The sequence below is a fragment of the Rhodanobacter sp. OR87 genome (assembly GCF_000473345.1).
In the GTDB taxonomy this organism is placed as follows: domain Bacteria; phylum Pseudomonadota; class Gammaproteobacteria; order Xanthomonadales; family Rhodanobacteraceae; genus Rhodanobacter; species Rhodanobacter denitrificans.
Genome location: NZ_AXBJ01000017.1, coordinates 38,516 through 57,333 on the forward strand (window position 1 = coordinate 38,516; position 18,818 = coordinate 57,333).

The window sequence follows — 18,818 nt, forward strand, 5'->3', positions numbered from 1 at the left end:
TCGGGGAGTTTCCGGGTGAATGCTACGTCACCCCGGCGTTTGCTCCTATGCCCGCGCGCTGCGCCGTGCCTACCCGTTCACCTTCGCGGCCTTCTTCACCGGTCTGGCCCGCGCCTTCTTCACCGCACTCGGCGCCGCCACGGCGGCGCCTGGCACCAGCACCGCCCCGGCCCCGGTCTGCAGGCCAAGCCTGGCCTGCAGCAACTGGCACAGCGAGTCGAACCGGCAGCAGCATTCGACATAGCTGCCGTTGTCACCGGTGACACCGAGCACCGCGTAGTGATGCCCTCCGCGCGGCGGCAGGGTGGCGGGTGCGCCGTTCGCCAACGGCCAGTCGAGCTGGCCGTTGCCGGCCACGCGCGCGGGAATCAACCAGTACTCGCCGGTGGCGTACACGCCACCCGGCTCGAAGGTGATCTGGACGCCGTCTTCCAGTGCCATCGGCGTGCCCTCGGCCACGGCCAGCACGCCTTGCGCATTCACCGCATCGCGCTGGTCCCAACGGCGCAGCAACGGATGCTGGCGCGGATCGCTGTCCAACGGCCATGGCGCGATGTTCTTCGGCACGTTCAGGGTGGCGCTGCCATTCGCCGGGTCGATCGCGATCACCTGCAGCAGCGGATACGCGCGCTGCCCCAGCGTGTAGCGGTCGTCGACCAGCTCCACCCAGTCGTTCGCCGCCAGCCCGAGCCGGGCATCGCGGCCGAACCGGGCCAGCGTCACCGTCAGTGGCGCACTGCCGTCGTCCGCCGTGGCGCCGAGATTGCTGCGGGTGACCGGGAACACCACCGAGCCGTTCTCGCGCGACCACTTGAAGCTGGCGGTGCCGGCCGGCCCACCCTGGTGGATTTCGACCCGGTACAGCTGGTTCTCCATGCTGCGGTAGCGCGCGTCGGCGGCGATCACGCAAGGATCGTCATCGGTCTCGTGGGGGCCCAGCTCGGCGCGCAGCCGCGGCGACGCATAGGTCGCGCGCGCATCGAGCAACTGGCGCACCAGCGCGCAGGGCGAGGCGTTGGCCTGGTCGCCGCCGTCGAGGCTCTTGCGCAGCGAGGCCACCTCGGCCAACTGCTGCTTGATCGCGGCGGCACTGGTCGGATTGTCCGCGGCTTGCTGACGCGTCTTCAACGCCGTGGTGACGTCGTCGAGCTGTTGCTGCGCCCGCGGTTGGTCGAGCATGCGTAGCTGCCACACCACTTGCGCCCGCGAGGCGGTGTCGACGCCGTCCAGCGCCGCATCGGCGATGCCCGGCGCTTCCACCGCGCACAGGTGCCGCTCCCACACGTCCAGCCACAACGCGTAGCCCTGCGGCGGGTTCTCGAAGCCGCTCTTGCCATCGGCCACGCCGTAGTCGGGCGTGGGCGCGTACGGCTGTTGCGCCAGCGTGCAGGCAGCCTCGTTCACGCACAGGATGCCGTCGACGTAGAAGTGCCCCGGCGCCAGTTGCCAGTCGGCCAGCGGCAGCGGCTTGCTGCTGCCGTCCGCGTTGGTGACGCTGGCGGTGATGGCGAAGCCGCTGCCCGCGGCCCAGCACGGGCCGACCAGGTCGCGCACCAGGCTGCGCAGCAGCTGCAGCTGGATCTGCGCCTGTTCGTTCCAGTCCGCCTCCAGCAACACGCGGCCCTGCTGCTGGAACACCTGGCTGTAATGCCGGGTCGGATCGAAGCTGACGCGTGCGAAGTCGCCTTTCATGGTCGATCTCCTAAGTCGCAAAGAGGATGCCGGCGTCCGTGCCCGCCGGAACGTATTCGGTCAGCCGCGCCGCGAGGTTCGCCTCGCGTTGCGGCTCGTACAGGTCGTGCCAGACGCCCATCGCCGAACGGTCGGACGCACCGCGGCGGATCTCCGCGCAGCAGCCATCGGCCAGGCGCAGGTAGTGCGGCGTGCCGTAACGCCGGCTGCGGACCTGCGGCACCACGCGCAGCCGTTCATGCGCGCGCTGCTCCGGCACCACCGCGGCCAGCGCCAGGTCGGGCTGGCAGTGGAAGCGTCGCGGCGTGCGCGAACCGTCGGCCACGTAGCAGAAACGCACGCAGCCCTGCTGCCGGCGCAGCACGCGCAGCGGGCTGGCGAAGATCGAGTCCTCGGCCAGCACGATGCCGTGCGCCTGCACCGCGCCGATCACCGTGCAGCGGCGGAAGCTGGCCTCGACATACGCCACTGCCTCGTCCGGCGCGCCCAGCGCCACGCGCTCCATGCCGGTGGCGTCGAGGATGCTGTCGCACAGTTCCAGCGGCGGCGGCTCGCCGCGCTGCTCGGGGCTGATCACCATGATCGCGCCGAGGATGCTGTGGCTGACGCGCAGCGCAGCGCGCGTGCGATCGAACGTGACGCTGGGTTCACCCGGGCGCTTCGGATCGCAATCGCACTGCAGCGCCCAGCCCGGCACCAGGGTGCAGTGCCGGATCACCAGTTCGCACAGGTCGCCGGTCGGCGCGTCATCTTCTTCCGCCGGTCCATGCACCTCGACGCCGCGGCCCACGATCAGCAGGCCGTCGAGCAAGACGCGGCTGCCGGCATGGCCACTGACGCTGAGCGCGTCCGGCTGGCTGGCGCGCACGTCGAGCAGGCGCAGCACCGGCCGCGTGCGTTCGGCGGCGCGCAGCTGGATCGCCTCGCCGGCATCGAGCTGCAGATCGAGGCTGCCTTCATACACGCCGCTCTCGGCCAGCTCGATGATCAGCGCGTGCAACGCCGGCGTGGCCGCCTTGGCGGCGGCCCACGCCGCCAGCGCCTCGGCGACGCTGCCGAAGTGGCCGGCCGGCCAGCTGGCGTTTGCCGCACGATCCGGCCGCGTCGCATGCACCACGTAGCGGGTGGCGCCTTCCAGTTCCGGCGTGACCCGTGCGTACTCGCCGCCGCCGAGATCGGCGGCAAAACCGTACTGGTAGCTCACCCACACGCCGCGCTTCGGCCGCTGGTTGGCCGGAAACAGCAGGCGGCCGCGCTCGGGATCGACTGCCACGCGCCCGCGCTTCACCTGGCCACCCCAGCCGGACAGATCCGCCGGGATCAGCGCCTCGCGCGGCACCGGCACGCCCTGCCCTTTCGCCGGCCAGTCCGGCGCCCACAGCTGCACGCTGCGGCCGTCGCCGTAGAGTTCGGCCGCCACGCTGGCGTAGTCGGCCAGCACGCCGCGCTCGGCGAAACGCCAGCGGCGCTGCGGCAGCGGCAGGTTGCGCTCGTCGGCGATGTGGGTGGGTTCGGTTTCCGCGACCGGGCGCTGGAACAGTGGCGTGTCGTTGCCGAGCACGCTGAAGCTGAAGCAGTGCGGGCCGCGCTCCTCGATGCAGTACGCCGGGGTGCAGCTCACCGGGTAGCTGCGCAGGCGGCAGGCGAACACGCCCACCGCGGGGATGTTGTGGCGGCCGCGCCGATGCGCGCTGCCCAGGCGCCGCAGGTCGACGCTGTGCGCGAACGGATCGAACGCGCCGTTGGCCCAGCCGAGCCGCTGCAGCCGCCCGGGATCGCGCAGGTCGGCCGTGCCGCCGCGCCGCGGATGCAGGTGGTCGAGATGCTGCATCCAGCCGAGCCGGCGGTAGAACTCCACCGCGCGCGCCGGCCAGCCCGCCGCGTCGCGGGACAGGTCCTCCAGCAGCGACAGCGTGCCCTTGCGCCGGCGCGCGTCGATCGTGTTGGCCACGTCGGCGCGCGGTGCCAGCACGCGGCCGAGGCCGCCATCGCGACCGCCGTCCGCGCCCAGCGTGGCCGCTTCCGGCAGCAGCGTGTAGCCGAGCAGGTCGCCGATATACGGCACCACCCAGTCGTCGCAGGTCTCGATGAAGGCGTTGCCGTACAGCCGCGCGATGTCCTGCTCGATCACCTCGACTTGGCTCGACAGCACGCGCAGGAAATCGCGCAGCGCATAGCCCTGCTCCGCATCGCGCATGCGGTAGACCACCGGCAGCAGGTCGAACAGCCGATCCGCTCGCGCGCTCATGGCGCGCCCTCCTTCCGCTTGCGCGCTCATGGCGTGGCCTCCTGCAGCAGCAGTGTGTCGGGGATGTTCGGCGGCAGGTAGGCGAGCTGCGCCGGGCGCAGCGTGCCTTGATCGTCGTAGCGGGCGGGCAGCACGCGCACGCGCGGCGGCACCGTCGCAACGGTCGTGGCGGTGGCGTGGCTCATCAAGCCAACGCCATCACCCTGCTTGTCGCCGCTCACGCCGAAACCGGCCAGCAGGGTCGCCTCGTCGAGGCTGCCGAACGCGTCCACGTCGACCCAGGCCACGCCGCGCACGGCCTGCACGCAGGCGACCAATTCGCTGAGGTAGACGCTCTGCGCCAGAGCGCGCCGCTCGAAGCCGAACGCATCCAGCAGCGCCGCGCGCACGGCCGGCTCGACCGACTCCCACGCGAAGTCCGGCAGCAGCCCCACCTTCGCGCTCACGGTCAGCGCCAGCAGCTCGCGCACGCCCAGTTGCACCGACAGCGACGGATCGCCGTAGCGCTGCAGTGCCTGCAGCAGGTTGCGGTACAGATCGGAAGACGAGTCGATCGGCGCATCGGCGGCACCGGCGATGGTCACCTGCACCCGGTGGCCCAGCTTGATCGCCGCCGCCTTGCCGACGCCGCCGAACGTGCGCGCAAAGTCGGCGTAGTCCGGCACCGAGACCAGCCGGTCCAGCGCCAGCACCGCCAGCGGCACGTTGCGACGCGCCTGATCGCGCGTCTCCGCGTCGGCGCCGCCGGAGGCGCGCAGCGGGTTGATCACCTCCTTGACGCCGAGCGGCCGGGTCGCCAGCAGGCTGACCTGTCGTGCGCGCACGTTACCCGGCGTGCCGATGCCGTTGCGGTAGGTGGCGACGATGTTTTCGATGCCGGTCGGCGGACGCGCGCCATGCGTGCCGTCGCCGAACTGCACCGTGGTCTTGCCGCCGTCGTCGATGGCGGTGACGAAGCTGCGCTCGGCTGCGCCGACGAAGGCGAGGTTGCGCGTCTCGTGCCACCGCATGTCGTTGACGCGCAGCGTGAGCGTGCTCTGCACGCCGTCGACGGTGGCGGCGGAAACGTACGTCAGCGGCGACTGCTTCAGCACGAACGCCTGCATCGTCGCGGCACCGTTGCCGCTGCCGAGCACCTCGTTGCGCGTCTCGCCATGGCTGGCGCGCACCACGTTGGCATGCACCGCCACGCTGTCGCGCACGTAGCTGTATGCCAGGCCCTGGCTGGCGAACACCAGGGTGCTGTGCACGGTGTCGCCCGGCAGGTTCGCATCCGCGCCCTGCTCCACCGCGGCCAGCATCACCAGCTCGGCGGCCGTCACCGCGTCGGTGCCCGGCACGTCGCTGCGCCGGCCCTCGACGATCACCCAGCGGCCGACCTTGAGGCCGTCGACGGCGGTATCGAGGGTGAGCCGGGTGGCGTTGTCCCCGGTCGTACGCGGCGTGCCGTCATCGGCGACCCGGCCGATCGTGTCGGCGATCGCCAGTTCGGCCAGCGGCAACGGTTCGCTCTGCGCATGCGCCTGCGTGCCGCGCAGCATCGCCATGTCCGGCGCCCGCCAGACGGGCGAGCCACCACCCGTCGACGGATCGTCCAGCACGATGTCGGTGGTCTTGCCGCTGATGCCGTAGTCGCTGCGCGGATGGATCCGCACGCTCTTCACCTTCGCCACCGCCGGCACGTCATCACTGCTCGGCTGGATCAGCAGATAGCTGCCGGCAAGCACGCCGTCGTAGGCGTTGTCCAGTTGCACGCGGTCGTCATCCTCGGCCGCCGTCCAGTCGCCGTCGGGCCTGGACACATACGGCACCGTCGCCTTGGTGCCGGCGTCCGTGTTCAAGCCCAGCCCCATGATGTGCGGTGCGTTGTAGCCGAACAGCGGCGCGGACACGCGCAACGCATGGACGCCGCTCAGTGCCGGCGAAGGTTCGCCCTGCGGCACGCTGGTCCAGGCGCGGTAGAAGTTGTCGGCCAGCCGCGCCTCGAAATTCAGCAGCAGCTGCGGTCGCACGTCGCTGGCCTTGCCCAGTGCGCTGGCGACGTTGCGCTGCAGGCGGAAACGGCTGGCCGGCTGCAAGGTCGGCGTGAGCGTCAGCGCGCCGAACAGCGCGCCGAAGCCGGCCGGCGGACCGGCGGGCGCCGGAACGGTGCCGAACGCCGCGTCCACCGCGCTCTTGAAATCGTCGACGGCCGGCGGCCCGGCGGGAATGCCATCCAGCCGGCGACTCATCAGCACGTCGAAGCTGCCGCCGTTGTCGCCGCCCAGCAGCAGATCCCTGCGCGCGGACTCGATGCCTTCCAGCCATCTTTCGCGATGGGGCCCGGCGGCCGACGCGTTCAACGCGGCGATCGCCTTGCTTGCCGCCGCCACGATCGCCACCGTCGCCGCATCGACCGGCTGCAACAGCACCTTGCTGCGCCCGCTCTGCTGCTGCACCTCGACCGACTGCACCAGGCGGATCGCCTGCACGCCGCTGGCGAGGTCGCCGAACAGGAACAGCAGGCGATCGTTCGGCTTGAGGTTGCTGGCGGTGCCGGCGATCCACAGCTCGCCGAGCCCGGCGACGTTGTCGAGTGTGATGTTCTGCGGCCGGGTCAGCCGCGGCTGCAGTGCATTCCATTCGAAGCGCGCATCCAGTGGCTCGGCCGTCTCGAAGGTCTGCATCTGCTCGCCGGGGGCCGGCACCGATTGCGCCCGCGCACGGGCGGGGATGGTCACCGGCGGCGAATCCTTCTCGACGGTGTAGGCGAGGTAGACGCTGGCGGCGACGCCGGGGCGCAGGCGGTAGTCGACCAGCCGCGCCAGCTCCAGAACCGAGCGGCGTTCGGTGGCGGTGCGCAGGTAGGCCTCGTTGGCGATGCGTTCGGTATAGAAGCTCAACACGTCGGCGCCGACCGCCCAGGCGTCGAGCAGCGCCATCGCCGGATCGTCGGCCTCGCGCGTGCGCAGTCCGGCCAGCGCCGGCAGCGCGGCGTCGCTCAAGCCGGCTTGCATGGTCGCGCGGAAGTCGGCGTAGGTGCCGACGCGATACGCGAGACTGTCTAGCCCCGGCCGGTTGGTCAGCGGCAGCGGCGTGCCGGCAGTCGCGCCGCAACCGCAGGCGCAGGCATGCGTGCCGCAAGCGCTACAGCAGCTCATCGGCCACCTCCCAGCGTGAACGCGATGCTTCCGTGGTCGGGATGGTCCGGGTCGTTGTCGACCTGAGCGATTTCGCGTGCGGCCAGGTGCAGCACGCCGTCGTCGGGCACGCTGCCATCCACGCCGTCGGCGCGAGCCAGCGTGGTGACCTCGACGTGGGCCACGCCGGCGATCGCCTGCGCCTCGGCCAGCAGGGCGCTGGCGAACACCGGCGCGCCCAGTTTCAGCCGGTCCGGATGGAAGAAGCCGGGCGTGCCGTCGCGGCGCAGGCCGGCGCCGAAGCGGTCGCGCAGCCCGGCCTCGACGTGGGCGACGAGGAAGTCCGGCAGCACGCAGACGAACAGCGCGATGCGCAGCGGCACGTAGCGGGCGGCATGCACCTCGACGTCGTGGCCGATGCGGCGGTAGCGCTCCAGTTGCGCCCTGATCCGCCGCGCCAGTCCCGCCGGCAGGCTCTCGCGGCCCAGCGGGTCGACCACCACGTCGGCGGCGTACCAGCTGCCGCTCCACTCCAGCGCGGCGGCGGCGCCCTGCAGCTGCGGCGCGCGCGCGGCGAAGCTCGCGTAGTCGTCGGCGACGACCGCGCGCAGCGGCTTCGCGCGGAATGCGCCCGGCGCGTACAGCTTCACCTCGGCCAGGCTCTCCGGCGCGGTGCCGCCGCTGGCCGGCAGCGGGTTGCGCGGCTGCAGCTCGGCGGACAGCACGCCGGACTTCAACGCCAGCCACACGATGCTGTCGCGGCCCGCGTTGCCGGCCGGGCCGTTGCCGACGCGCGAGGCGGCGCGGAAGAAGTCGCCGGCCTGTGGCTGCGCGCCCAGCACGCCGTCGCCGAAGCGCAGGTGCGCGGCGCCGTCGTCGTCGATCTCGACCACGAAGTGGCGGTCGTCCGGACCGCTCGCCAGCAGGTCCTGGCGGGGCAGCCACTGCCAGCGCGGATCCGGCGTGCCGGCCACCAGCACCTCGTCGAGCGCGCCGCCGTAGACGGTGAGCTGCGGCAGCGCCTGGCGTGGATCGCGCGCCAGCAGCCGACACACCGGCGCGTGCGGCGGCAGCGGCTCGGCCCAGGTCAGCGGCGTATCCGGCAGCACGTGGCCGGTGTCGGACGGCGGACGGCGCACGTCGGGCACGGCGCCGTCGCAACGGCAGCAGCCGTATTGCGTGCCGCCGGGCACCAGCCAGCAGTCCTCGGCCAGCGTGCCGCAGCGCGTGCAGGCATCCGGCATCGCGGCGAGCGCGGCGGCGAGGCCGGGGTAGTCGCCATCGCCACCGGTCGGCATGCAGATCGCCGACGAAACGCACTGCCCGCGCACGTGTTCGCCATGATCGACCAGCAGCACGTTGCCGCGCGCCAGGCTGACGTCGTGCAGCCATGCGCAATCCGGCGCCGGCGTGCGCACCGACAGGCACAGGTCGAACGGCAGCGCGTCGCAAGGATCCCACGCCACCTCCAGCAGCAGCGTGCCGTCGAGCGGATCGACGGACGTCCGGACGTCCGTCAGGCGCACCGCGTGCCGGTGCGTGGGATCGGCGTCGGCCGGGTTGCCGGTCTGCGGGCCCCGCACTTCCTCGAAGATCAGCAGGTCGCCAGCCACGAGTTTCAGTGCGCGTTGCGGCGCCGTGGCGGCGGCGACATCCGTCGTCGCCGGCGGCGCCGATGGCGGCGTGTCGACCAACGTCGCCCGTGTGCTGCCACGCGGCAGGCAGCACAGCTCGTCGCCCCAATTGTGCAGCCGGATCGCGCTGTGCGCGGCGACCACGTCGAACGTGGTCATGCCGTCCAGCGGCAGCGGCTCGTAGATCAGCGCGCCCTGCGCACGCGCCGCGTCGAGTTGGGCCGCGTCGATCACGCCGGGTTGCGGATGGCCCTGCCCCGGCGGCGGCACCAGCAGCAGCAGGTTGGCCAGCTCGAGACTCAGATCGTCGCTCGATGCCAGCGTGACGAAGGCGCGCGCATTGCAGCCTTCGTGCATGCGGTAGTCGACCAGCCGCGCATGCCGGCGCACCGAGATGCGCTTGCGCGCGGTACCCAGGTAGGCCTCGGTGGCGACCGCGTCCTGGTAGTAGCTGAGGTAGTCGGCGGTGTACGCCAGCGTCTCCACCAGCGCGATGCCGAGGTCCGGTACGTGACGCTCCTGCCATGCCGGCAGGTCCAGCGCGAGGCGGTCGAGGAACAGCTGGCGGAAGCTGGCGTAGTCCTTCGCCAGGTAATTGATCTCCGGCGCGGGCGACGGCGGCGACACGCACGGCGTCTCGTCGGCGCAGTCCAGCGTCTTCGCGCAGTCCAGGCGGAAGTGCAGCGTGACGCAGGCGTAGCGCGGATCGAAGCCGGGGTAGGCCTGCCAGCTCGCCGCGTCGCTGCCCGAGGCCGCATCCACCAGGCACAGGCAGTACGCGGTGTGGTCGCCTTCGCGATCGAGCACCACGCGCAGGCAGGCGTCGTCGTGCAGCTCCGGCTCCAGCTCGGGGTTCACGCTGAGCACGCGCAGCCCGGTGATGCGGTCGCCGCCGCTGATCCGCACGTTGGCCACGCCGAGGCCTTGCGGAATCTCGCCGAACAGGTGCACGCACAGGCTCACGCCGTCGTCGCTCACCTCGACGTAGTCGATGCCGTTGAGCGTGCCGGCCTGACGCAGCTTCTCGCGCCGCGCCGGCACGCTGCAGGCCGGCAGCGGCGCGCAGCCGATCGTGCCGAGACTCGCATGGGCGTTCGCGCGGTTCATGGCAGGCTCCGCACGAAGCTGTCGCTGCGCTTGTCGCCGCTGGCGCGCACGGTGTAGCTGAGGTCGACGCGCAGGGTGGCGTCCTCGCTGCTGACTTCGAGCTTGCCCACGTCGATCACGTCGCCCAGCCAGCGCTGCAATGCCGCCTGCAAGGTGAACTGCAGCGCGGCGGCCAGCTCCGGGCTGTTCGGCGCGAACACCAGCTGCAGCAGGCCGCTGCCGAAATCGGGCCGGTTCACCCGCTCGCCCGGGCTGGTGAACAGCAGTTGCTCGATCATGTCGCGCACGTGCTCGTCGTCGCCGGTTTCCGCGACGCGGCCGCGGGGGTCGAAATGGAACGGGTAATCCATGTTCATGATGGGACCCTCACATCGCGGTGACGCGCGTCTGGCTGGCGACGATCAGCAGCGGCGTGCCGGTCGGCGCGCAGATCGCCTGGCTGTCGATGAGCAGCAGCGGTTGTCCGTTGGAAGTCACCCGGGTGGCGGCGGTGACGAACTGCGCGGTGACGCACGGCCCGTTTGCCGCCGTCGGTGGCGGCAGCGCGCAGCCGGCAACCAGCCACGGCGCCGGCATCGTCACGCTGGGCTGGCCGCTGACGGTGACGCGCGGATTCGGAGCGGTGGCCTGCGCCTGGCCGCCGTGCGAGCAGAGCACGCTGGCGCCGACATGGAGGAGGAAGCCCGGCATCATGCATCTCCCTAGGTCACGACCAACGCGCCGTTGTTGATCGTCACCGTCGGCCCCGCGAGCACGATGGTGGCGCCCTGGCCGTTGGAGATCGTGATGCCGACCTCGTTGACCATGATCATCGCGCCGGTGACGCTCTTCAGCAGGATGCCGCCGGCCGGCCCCGGCACGTCGCTGATCGCGATGGTGTGCTGCAGGCCCGACTGCAGCACCACGCTCGGACTGGCCGGATTGCCGGCCAGCGCCAGCGCCGGCACTTCCGCCGCGCTGCCCCAGAAGCCGCCGACCCAGACCGGATAATCCGGATCGCCCTGCTCGAACTCGACCCACACGCCGGCGCCGATCTGCGGCACCACGTAGACGCCGCTCTGCTTGCCGGCGATCGGCACGCACGGCATCGCCCAGCTCGACGGGATCAGCCCGGACACGTCCGGCACCATCACCTGGAGGCGCCCGCGCTGTTCCGGGTCCACGTTCTGGATCACCGTACCGCGGTACTTGCCGTAGAACCGGTTCATGGCGGCATCCTCATGACGGCACCAGCGGCACGGTGGAAACCAGGCCCTTGCGCGACAGCTGGAAGCTCTGCCGGTACTCGCCGCGGCGGATCGTGTGGCGCACCTGGGTGACGTAGTGCAGGCCGTCGAACGCAGGGCCGGCGCCGCGCACGCCGACCAGCTGGCGCGGCTGCAGCACGCGGCCGTAGCGCACCACGTCGAGGCTGCCGCGGCCGGTGACGGTGTCGGCCGATTTCGCCGCCTCGGCCATGCCCAGCAGCAGCGCGCGCTGCGGCGAATACTTCGCGGTCTCCGGCAGCGGGCGGAACTGCTGCGGCGGCGGATCGATCAGGCCCAGCGGCGGATTGAGCGGCCCGATGTCCGGAATCGGCAACGGCAGCGGCACCTTGGTCTGCTCGTTCTGGATGTAGACCACCGGCAGCTGCCGCGCGTTGCCGTCGTAGCTGAAGCTGATCTCGTCGACGTTGCTCGCCGCGTCCATGTCCACGTTCAGCGCCGGCTGCGGCACGCCCACCTTGATCTTCGGCCCCCAGTACGCGGTGCTCATGCCGGGCAGCGGGCCGGGCTCGAGGTAGAACACGTAGCCGACGCGCTCGGCCAGCAGGCGGATGTACTCCAGGTCGCTGCCCTGCTGGGTAGGAATACGGTTGGTCGGGATCGGCACGTCGATCGCGATGCTGGGGATCACCAGCGGCACGATGCCGAGGAACGCGTACTTCGCCAGCAGCAGCGCCACGATCGCCTCGGCCGGCATCGCCGGATACGGCAGGCCGGGCAGGCCGGAGAACTCCAGCTTGGTCATCACCGCGGTGAGGTCGTCGCCGGTGACCTGCAAGGTGGTATGGCGCTGGTCCGCACCCGGCACCACCTCGGTGCGGGTCACCACGCCGTCGATCAGCACCTGCGGCATGCCGTTCACGGTGACCACCACGATCACCCGCAGCAGCGGCACCACGCCGCCGCCCGAGAGCAGGAACAGCGTGTGCAGCGGCGACTGCACGCTCAGCGTGAACTGCAGGGTGAACGCACCGGCCGCTTCGTCCGGCGCGTTCACCTCGATCCGGGTCAGCGCATCCAGCACGAGCTGCGGCACCGGCACCGGCACCACCGGGCCGACCAGCAAGGTCAGGTGGATTCCCTCAAGCATGCGGCACCCCCGGGATGCCTTCGGGCAAGGTGATGCGCAACGGCTTTCCTGTCGTCTCGGTCAACTCCCCGGGACGCAGCGCGCGGTTCGCGTCGCACAGACGCCAGAACTGTTCCGGATCGCCCAGGTACTTCGCCGCGATGTTGTCCAGCCGCTCGCCCTGCACCACGCGATGCCACTGCAGCAGCGCGAGGTTTTCCGGCGGCGGCACGAACCGGCGCTTCAGGTACGTCACCGCGCTGCCGTCGGCGCGCACGAGACTCGCGGTGGGCGTCAGCGCGTAACGGCTGGTGGGAGGAAAGTTCGCGTTCATCACGGCACTCCGCTCAAGCCCAGCGCGGACAGCTGGCCGCCGGCGCCGCCGGCCAGGCGCTCCTTCTGCTGCAGGTAGCTCATGAACAGGCTGGCGGCCTTGTGCCCGGACGGCACGTCGTTCACCGACAGCACGCGCAACCCCAAGCTGACCTTGGCGCGGATCGGGTTCAGCGCCGTGTCGAACGCCTCTTCGGTGATGCCGAACTCGGTGACGCGCACCGGCAGGATGCGCGACTTGCTCCACACGAACAGCGCCAGCGGCGTTTCCATCGGCACGATCTCCAGCGTGCCGATCTGCGCCAGCAGGTCGTTCGCGCGCAGCTGCCCGCTGCTCGGATAGACCATCGTCTCCAGCGCGGCCAGCTGGGCGAAGATGCCGGACTGGGCGACGCCGCCGTTCTGTTCCGGAAACTCCAGCTGGTCGGTGGCGTCGATCTCCGCCTCCAGCTTCAGCGTCTCCACCGGCGGCCCCTTCAGGCGCAGCACCTCGGAGCGGTCGCCGCCGTCCGCACTGACGGCCTGCACCTGCAGCGAGCGCGTGAGCGAATCCGGGTTGTACTGCAGCGCGATCACCCGCAGCACCGCCGAGCTGGCCGCGTCGATCAGCACGATGCCGCCCTTCAGAATGCGCGGGGAGCCGGGGAATGCGCTCATGGCACGTGGCCGTAGCCGAGCAGCTTGTCCATCCGGCTCAGCACATAGGAGAAGCCCTGCACGCGCGGACTGCGGTTGCCCTCGATGGTGTACAGCATGCCGTCCTGCACCGAGTGCACCAGGCCGGTGTGGCCCAGCCAGCCGGCCAGGCTGACCCGCCACCACACCACCACGTCGCCCGGCTGCGGCAGGTAGCCGCTGCCCGGCGCCGACGCCCAGCCCTGCTGCTTGAACTCGCCCAGCAAGCTGCGCGCACTGGCGATATAGGTGAACGGCATCGCCGCCTTGTCGCCACCGCTTGCCTGCATGAAGCACCAGCTGACGAAACCGGCGCACCACGAACTGCCTTCGTCGAGGCCGGCCGGCGCGAGGTATTTGCGCACAAACGGACCGCAGTTGTTGCCGCCGATCTCGCGCGCGTTCGCCTTCAGCTCGCCGATCGCCGCGGCGAGTGCGGCGCGGCCAAGTTTGCTGCCGCCGCTGGCCGGCAGCGTGGCGTAGTCGACCGCCGTGGGCGTGCGGATGAACGGCTTCGGGTTGCGCAGGCTCCACCACGTCAGCGGCCCGACCACGCCGTCGACCACCAGCGGCTGGCCGTGCTGGTCGAGGTTCTGCGTCTGGAACGCGCGCGTCGCCTGCCAGGTCTTCGTGTCGAACGTGCCATTGGCATCGACTGCGTAGCCACGCTGCGCCAGCAGCTTCTGCAACTGCCGCACCGGCGGTCCCCGGTCGTTCCTGCGCAAGGTATCCATCGTCGTCGCCTCGTCGCTCATGGGTGGCCGTCCGTCCTGGCCGCACGCAGCACGGCGGCGTTGATCTTCACGTTCGGGTCGATCCGGCGGGCCGCCTCGACGTTCGCCTGCGCCTTCTGCGGCTGGCCCAGTACCACGTAGGCCTTGGCCAGCGCGGCATGCGAGGCCGCCGGCAACGGCGTGCCGGTGCCTTGCAGCTGGCTGGCGATATCGGCGATCTCGCGCTGCTGGGTGGCGGTTGCGGCGGGCGCCGCCGGCGGCGTGGTCGTCGACGCGATGGCCGAACTGGCAGCGGCGGCCGGCATGGCCGGTTCGGCGATCGGCGCGCCCGCCTGCACCTGGTTCAACTTCGCGGTGAGCACCGGCACCAGGGTGGCCTGCACCTGCGCCGAGGGTTTCTCATGCAGCACCGATTGCGCCAGCCGATAGGCCTGGTCCAGCTCGCCGATCGCGCGGTAGCCGTCCGACACCTGCGCCTGCAGTTGCGGATTGCCGGCCGCACGCTGCTCCAGACTGGCCAGCGTCCGCTCGGCCTGCTGCTTCTGCGCCGGATCGGCGGGGGCCTGCGGCTGCGCGCGGATGCGGTCCAGCTCGACCGTGTCCTGGCTGAACTTCACCGCCTGGATGCCGGGAAAGCCCATCAGCACGATCGCGAACACGATCAGCCCCATCGCCATCTTGAAGTCGCGCCGCTGCACGATCATCACGGTGATCGCCGCCAGCGCGAACACGAACAGGATGAAGCCGCAAAGCAGCATCAGTTTTTCGTAGCCGTACAGGCCGTCGAAGATGTTCATGGCGAGCTTTCCATCAGGGTTTCCCGGGCGTGCCGAAGTTGAACGGGCCCGGCGGGTTGATGCCGAACGATTTCTGCGCCGCCTCCAGCACCTCCGGGCTGCATTCGACAGCGCTGGGTTCGTCCCGTGCCGGAACGCCGGGCTGACGTTCGCGCACGACCTGCGTGCGCTGTAGCACGATGGCCGCCCGGCGCATCAGTTCGTACGCCTGTTCGCGCTGCCGGCCGAACGGCATGCGCTCGAATTTCGCGCGTTCCGCCGGGTCGGCAGGCGCCAGCGGGTCGGGCGTGCCCTGCTTGCCGAGGAACTCGTCCACGGCGCCATGCTCCATGCCCGGGCCTTTCGGTTCGGGCTCCTGCTGGCCCTGTTCCGGCGGCAGTTCGCTCTCGCCGCTTTGTCTGGCGCCGGACAGGTCGCAGCCGGCGCACACCTTCGGGTCCGCCAGCCAGTCACGGGCCGCCTGCGCGCGCTCCTTGGCCAGCTCCACATTGCCCTCGAACTGCGGCGCGTGTTCGGAACCACGCGGTCCCTCGGGCGAGGTAAAGCCCTTGATCGAGGTGACCCGGTAGCCCTGTTCGTTCAATGCCTGGATGTCGGTCGGCAGCCGGAAATCCTTGCGTACTTCGTGCCTGGCGTGCCGGAAGAACACGTAGCGCGTCTGGGTGTCCGTCCGCGTCTGCGCTGGCACCTCCGGGACCGGCGGCACATGGGTGATCTTCTCGCACGCGAAGACGAGCTTCTGCTTGCCTTTCTTGTGGCAATCGACATCCTTGGTGGCCGCGCCACCGCCGATGTCGATGGTGAACATGCACGACTTCGCCCGCGGGTCGCAGTTGACTCCACCGGTCACGGTGACATCCGGGGTCTGCACCTTCACCGACCCGCCGGCACCGGCGACGCCCTTGTCGTCCAGCCTGACCGACGGCGAGAGCGTCACCGTGAAGTTCGAGCCCTGGATGAAGGTGACCTTCAGCGCCGGATTGATGGCGACGCCCTTCAGCGCGTCGGAGCCCGTGACCAGGTTGGCGACGACCGAGCCGAGCGCCGGTGGCAGGTCCACGCTCGGGCGGACGTTCACCTGGGTGCCGCCCTTGCACAGTTCGATGTCCAGCCAGATTTCCTTGAGGCTGGCACCGGGCGTGACCGAGCCATGGAAGCCGGGCACCGGCGGTCCGTCCATGGCGGTCATCGTCACCCGGTAGTCGGAGCCGTCCGGGCAATGCACCTTGCGCACGTCCGGGCTGTCGCCCGCGCTGGCGGCGCACCCGCGCATCCGCCGACGCACCAGCCCGCCGCCGCTCGGCGCAACGGAAACCCGCTCGCCCCGCGTCACCGCGTCGGCCGCCCGGTCGGCGGCGACTTCGGAGGCGTCGCCGGGCTGCCCGATCGCCAGCGACGCGTGCAGGCCGCCAGCGCCGGGGTCCTGCAGCGTATGCGCCAGCTCGTGCGCGAGCAGGTGGCGGCCCGCGGGCGTGCCCGGTGCGTACTGATGGGTGTCGAACACGACATGGCTGCCGACCGCATAGGCCAGCGCACCCACGGCGCGCGCGGATGCGGCGGCGTGGCCGTCGTCGTGCACGCGCACGCGGCTGAAGTCGCTGCCGAAACGCGGCTCCATCCAATTGCGGGTCGCGGGTTCGAGCGGCCGGCCCGCCGTGGCGAGCACGTCGTGCACGAGCGACGGCACGAGCATGGGCGAGCTTCTCCCGGCGCTGCTGCGCCGCAGTCGCTTGCTCGCGCAATCCCGGCATTCGCCGCCGTCCGGCGTGTGCGTGCCGCAAGCGCACTTGCGGCGCAGGCTCGCCGCGAAGGGGGCTGCATCCGGGGGCCGCGCACAGGCGAAGGAGCTATCCGCGCTCATGCTGCCTCTCCCACGTCCACCTGCTCGAAGAAAAGCACCCGCCGGTCGGCATCCTGACGTTCGATGGTGAACACCATCGTCGGCTCAGGACCAAGCAGACCGACCAGCCCCTGCAGCGCGCTGCAGCTTTCAGGTATCGACACCGTGGCCGTGTACAGCGCCGCGGCGGGATCGCCTTTCAACAGTGGCGGCAGCAGATCGGCCATCTCCGGTGCCGTGCCGCGCAGGAACTCGACATAGGCCTTCGCCGTCTGCAGGCGCGGCCCCCGAAACGCCCCACCCGACAGCGGCGCACGCCAGATGTCCTGACGCGGATGGAGCACGTACCGGTCTCCTATCGCGGTCCACGCGTATTCGGGCACGACGGCGACAATGGAATCCAGGAGCGCTCCGGGCGTCCCGTGCGATGCCGCCTGCCAGTCGTGGGACGCGGCACCGTTCTGGATGAAGCACAGCGCCATGTGGTGTTGCCCGCGCAGATATGCAGCGGCTTGCCTCGGGGTGAAGACGGACGAACCATCGGTTCGGCGGGCGGGAGTATTCATGGCATTCCCTCAGGTACGCGTGACTGTGCCCGAGCAACTGCTGCCCGACTTGGTGATGACGAAGCGGATCGTCCGCGTCTCGGCCAGCGTGCCGCCGACGGACAGCTTCTGCGTGTAGGTTTCGCTGCATCCGGCCGTGCCGAAGGCGGCGTTCGGACCGCACAGCGCATAGGTATCGTGGCAGTTGCGGATGATGCCGTGGCCAGGCAGCAGCGGTGGATGTTCCTCGATCGGACAACCCGCGCCGGTGGTCACACCGCCGGGGCCGCAGCCGTTGTCGGTGGTTACCGATTCGGTGACACGCAGGCCGTTGAGCGTAGCCGGACAACCGCTGCCGGTCGCGGTCACGCCGGTGACGTCGTACTCGATCTGCGCGCCGCAGTTCGCTCCACAACCGGTATTCCGGACGTTCTCGTAGTGGATCGCGAAGCTGCAGCCACCCGCGCCGGAACCGGGGCCCACCGGCCCCATGATGCCGGGCGGCGGCGTGACCTGCGCCGTGCGCATGATGCCGCCTGCGCCAGCACCTTCGTTTTCCTTCGGCTGCTCGCCAGCCTGCTGCAGGGCGCCCAGGCGGGCAGCCGCGTTGTGGCGCACCGTGCGCACGTCGATATCCATCTTCCTGCCGCCGTCGTCTGCTCTCGCCATCGGCACGTTGGCGCCGTTCACGCGGATACGCGAGAAATCCCCACCGAAGCGCGAACGCATCAGTGAAGCGGTCAGTGGACCGGTAGTCCGCAGCGCGGCGGGCGGCTCCGACCTTTGCGCCGAACGCTGCAGGCCCGCGTGCTTTTTTTTGCAGGATTCGCATTCACCGCCACCAGGCACGTGCGCACCGCACGCGCACTTGCGGCGCAGCAGGCCGGCCGCGGCCGCGTGACGGGCGAGCGGCTTGCTCACGGCAGTGGCGCTGCGCTCAGCCATGTCGGGCTCCCGCGCGCGGCGCCCGTTTCTTCGCGGTCGCCTTCGCCTTGCGCAACCCGGCAAGGAAGGCGTCGAGCTTGCCCGCATCCAGCCCGCGCTTCTTCTTCGCGGTGTCGATCGCATCGATGATCGCGTAGGCCTCGTCGCAGTACTTGACGAGGAAGGCCCAGCTCATCTGCTGCTTGCGGCCCCAGGTGACGCAGACCGGGCCGCTCCTGGTGTAGCCGGGCACGTAGACGTAGTGGCCGTTGCGCGGGTTCGGCTGGCCGGCCTTGCCGCCCACCACCGCCCACGGCTTGCCGGCGTAGAACTGGGTCAGCGCCGCGTCGGGCAGGGTGAAGCCGAGGCCGACGCCGATGTCCATGAACACCGCGCGCTTGACCTCGCTGCGCTTGCCCTGGTCGATCTGCGCGAAGGCCTTGATCTTGTAGCGCCGCTTCGCGGCGAGCCAGCCCCGCTTGCGCCATTCCTTCAGCGAATCGAGCACGACCAGGCCGCTGTCCGTCCCACCGGTTTCGCCGAAGTACTCGTGCAGCACGTCGTTGTCGCCGATCGCGATCAACTTGTTCTGCTCGGCCTTCTCGAAGCGCAGGGTCTGGTGCGCGCGGCCGGCGATCACGCAGTCGCCGTACTGGTCGTTGCCGAACATCGGCGTGGGGATGCCGTGGTGCACCACGTCGAAGTCGTACTCGGCCGGCAGCGCCGGCGGCACTTTCAGCAGCGTGGCGAACAGCAGGTTGCGGTCGTCGCGCTTGGCCTTCCGTTTGCCGAAACGCACGATGCCGTCGGGGCGGGGTTTGGGGATCGCTTTCATG

16 protein-coding genes are annotated in these 18,818 nt (G+C 70.7%); all 16 read right to left on the bottom strand.

Annotated elements, in window-relative coordinates:
* Positions 1-69: 69 nt before the first annotated feature.
* The 16 genes from RHOOR87_RS0113390 to RHOOR87_RS0113465 all read right to left on the bottom strand — a co-directional run bounded on the left by RHOOR87_RS0113390 (position 70) and on the right by RHOOR87_RS0113465 (position 18,817).
* A complete protein-coding gene (locus tag RHOOR87_RS0113390; RefSeq protein ID WP_027485299.1) occupies positions 70-1,692 on the bottom strand; it encodes a DUF6519 domain-containing protein in 1,623 nt (540 codons plus the stop codon).
* A gap of 10 nt (positions 1,693-1,702) precedes the next feature.
* A complete protein-coding gene (locus RHOOR87_RS0113395; protein ID WP_027485300.1) occupies positions 1,703-3,940 on the bottom strand; it encodes a hypothetical protein in 2,238 nt (745 codons plus the stop codon).
* Between the two features lie 26 nt (positions 3,941-3,966).
* A complete protein-coding gene (locus RHOOR87_RS0113400; protein ID WP_015446732.1) occupies positions 3,967-7,080 on the bottom strand; it encodes a putative baseplate assembly protein in 3,114 nt (1,037 codons plus the stop codon).
* Positions 7,077-9,800 carry a putative baseplate assembly protein gene (locus RHOOR87_RS0113405; RefSeq protein ID WP_027485301.1) on the bottom strand — a complete coding sequence of 908 codons (2,724 nt, stop codon included), beginning with the start codon at positions 9,798-9,800 and terminating at the stop codon, positions 7,077-7,079. Before RHOOR87_RS0113405 ends, RHOOR87_RS0113400 begins: the two co-directional genes overlap by 4 nt.
* On the bottom strand, positions 9,797-10,156 hold the full coding sequence (locus RHOOR87_RS0113410) for a GPW/gp25 family protein (protein ID WP_027485302.1): 360 nt from the start codon (positions 10,154-10,156) through the stop codon (positions 9,797-9,799). The genes RHOOR87_RS0113405 and RHOOR87_RS0113410 overlap by 4 nt, the downstream gene beginning before the upstream one ends.
* 10 nt (positions 10,157-10,166) lie before the next feature.
* Positions 10,167-10,490, bottom strand: a complete 324-nt coding sequence (locus RHOOR87_RS0113415) for a hypothetical protein (protein ID WP_027485303.1) — start codon at positions 10,488-10,490, stop codon at positions 10,167-10,169.
* An 11-nt stretch (positions 10,491-10,501) separates the two neighbouring features.
* Positions 10,502-11,008: a phage baseplate assembly protein V gene (locus RHOOR87_RS0113420; RefSeq protein WP_027485304.1), complete on the bottom strand. Its 507-nt coding sequence runs from the start codon at positions 11,006-11,008 to the stop codon at positions 10,502-10,504.
* 10 nt (positions 11,009-11,018) lie between these two features.
* Positions 11,019-12,155, bottom strand: a complete 1,137-nt coding sequence (locus RHOOR87_RS0113425) for a hypothetical protein (RefSeq protein WP_027485305.1) — start codon at positions 12,153-12,155, stop codon at positions 11,019-11,021.
* The gene (locus RHOOR87_RS0113430) at positions 12,148-12,468 is read right to left on the bottom strand and encodes a LysM domain-containing protein (protein ID WP_007512628.1); all 321 of its coding nucleotides are present in this window, start codon (positions 12,466-12,468) and stop codon (positions 12,148-12,150) included. Before RHOOR87_RS0113430 ends, RHOOR87_RS0113425 begins: the two co-directional genes overlap by 8 nt.
* Complete coding sequence (locus tag RHOOR87_RS0113435; protein WP_007512630.1) at positions 12,468-13,124, bottom strand: hypothetical protein; 657 nt, start codon at positions 13,122-13,124, stop codon at positions 12,468-12,470. Before RHOOR87_RS0113435 ends, RHOOR87_RS0113430 begins: the two co-directional genes overlap by 1 nt.
* Positions 13,121-13,897 (bottom strand): CHAP domain-containing protein, encoded by a 777-nt coding sequence (locus tag RHOOR87_RS0113440; protein ID WP_027485306.1) that lies wholly within the window; start codon positions 13,895-13,897, stop codon positions 13,121-13,123. The genes RHOOR87_RS0113435 and RHOOR87_RS0113440 overlap by 4 nt, the downstream gene beginning before the upstream one ends.
* Positions 13,894-14,673, bottom strand: coding sequence for a hypothetical protein (locus RHOOR87_RS0113445; RefSeq protein ID WP_027485307.1), 780 nt, complete (start codon positions 14,671-14,673; stop codon positions 13,894-13,896). Before RHOOR87_RS0113445 ends, RHOOR87_RS0113440 begins: the two co-directional genes overlap by 4 nt.
* Positions 14,674-14,686: 13 nt before the next feature.
* A complete protein-coding gene (locus RHOOR87_RS0113450) occupies positions 14,687-16,366 on the bottom strand; it encodes a DUF4157 domain-containing protein (protein WP_027485308.1) in 1,680 nt (559 codons plus the stop codon).
* A 164-nt stretch (positions 16,367-16,530) separates the two neighbouring features.
* Positions 16,531-17,079, bottom strand: coding sequence for a hypothetical protein (locus RHOOR87_RS0113455; RefSeq protein ID WP_015446722.1), 549 nt, complete (start codon positions 17,077-17,079; stop codon positions 16,531-16,533).
* Between the two features lie 9 nt (positions 17,080-17,088).
* Positions 17,089-18,003: a hypothetical protein gene (locus RHOOR87_RS0113460; RefSeq protein ID WP_015446721.1), complete on the bottom strand. Its 915-nt coding sequence runs from the start codon at positions 18,001-18,003 to the stop codon at positions 17,089-17,091.
* Complete coding sequence (locus RHOOR87_RS0113465; protein ID WP_015446720.1) at positions 17,996-18,817, bottom strand: hypothetical protein; 822 nt, start codon at positions 18,815-18,817, stop codon at positions 17,996-17,998. Before RHOOR87_RS0113465 ends, RHOOR87_RS0113460 begins: the two co-directional genes overlap by 8 nt.
* Position 18,818 lies beyond the last annotated feature (1 nt).

What these genes read in the sequence shown, in the direction of transcription:
- RHOOR87_RS0113390 (WP_027485299.1), bottom strand. Translation starts at nt 1,692, where the DNA reads ATGAAAGGCGACTTCGCACGCGTCAGCTTCGATCCGACCCGGCATTAC.
- RHOOR87_RS0113395 (WP_027485300.1), bottom strand. Translation starts at nt 3,940, where the DNA reads ATGAGCGCGCGAGCGGATCGGCTGTTCGACCTGCTGCCGGTGGTCTAC.
- RHOOR87_RS0113400 (WP_015446732.1), bottom strand. Translation starts at nt 7,080, where the DNA reads ATGAGCTGCTGTAGCGCTTGCGGCACGCATGCCTGCGCCTGCGGTTGC.
- RHOOR87_RS0113405 (WP_027485301.1), bottom strand. Translation starts at nt 9,800, where the DNA reads ATGAACCGCGCGAACGCCCATGCGAGTCTCGGCACGATCGGCTGCGCG.
- RHOOR87_RS0113410 (WP_027485302.1), bottom strand. Translation starts at nt 10,156, where the DNA reads ATGAACATGGATTACCCGTTCCATTTCGACCCCCGCGGCCGCGTCGCG.
- RHOOR87_RS0113415 (WP_027485303.1), bottom strand. Translation starts at nt 10,490, where the DNA reads ATGCCGGGCTTCCTCCTCCATGTCGGCGCCAGCGTGCTCTGCTCGCAC.
- RHOOR87_RS0113420 (WP_027485304.1), bottom strand. Translation starts at nt 11,008, where the DNA reads ATGAACCGGTTCTACGGCAAGTACCGCGGTACGGTGATCCAGAACGTG.
- RHOOR87_RS0113425 (WP_027485305.1), bottom strand. Translation starts at nt 12,155, where the DNA reads ATGCTTGAGGGAATCCACCTGACCTTGCTGGTCGGCCCGGTGGTGCCG.
- RHOOR87_RS0113430 (WP_007512628.1), bottom strand. Translation starts at nt 12,468, where the DNA reads ATGAACGCGAACTTTCCTCCCACCAGCCGTTACGCGCTGACGCCCACC.
- RHOOR87_RS0113435 (WP_007512630.1), bottom strand. Translation starts at nt 13,124, where the DNA reads ATGAGCGCATTCCCCGGCTCCCCGCGCATTCTGAAGGGCGGCATCGTG.
- RHOOR87_RS0113440 (WP_027485306.1), bottom strand. Translation starts at nt 13,897, where the DNA reads ATGAGCGACGAGGCGACGACGATGGATACCTTGCGCAGGAACGACCGG.
- RHOOR87_RS0113445 (WP_027485307.1), bottom strand. Translation starts at nt 14,673, where the DNA reads ATGAACATCTTCGACGGCCTGTACGGCTACGAAAAACTGATGCTGCTT.
- RHOOR87_RS0113450 (WP_027485308.1), bottom strand. Translation starts at nt 16,366, where the DNA reads ATGCTCGTGCCGTCGCTCGTGCACGACGTGCTCGCCACGGCGGGCCGG.
- RHOOR87_RS0113455 (WP_015446722.1), bottom strand. Translation starts at nt 17,079, where the DNA reads ATGAATACTCCCGCCCGCCGAACCGATGGTTCGTCCGTCTTCACCCCG.
- RHOOR87_RS0113460 (WP_015446721.1), bottom strand. Translation starts at nt 18,003, where the DNA reads ATGGCTGAGCGCAGCGCCACTGCCGTGAGCAAGCCGCTCGCCCGTCAC.
- RHOOR87_RS0113465 (WP_015446720.1), bottom strand. Translation starts at nt 18,817, where the DNA reads ATGAAAGCGATCCCCAAACCCCGCCCCGACGGCATCGTGCGTTTCGGC.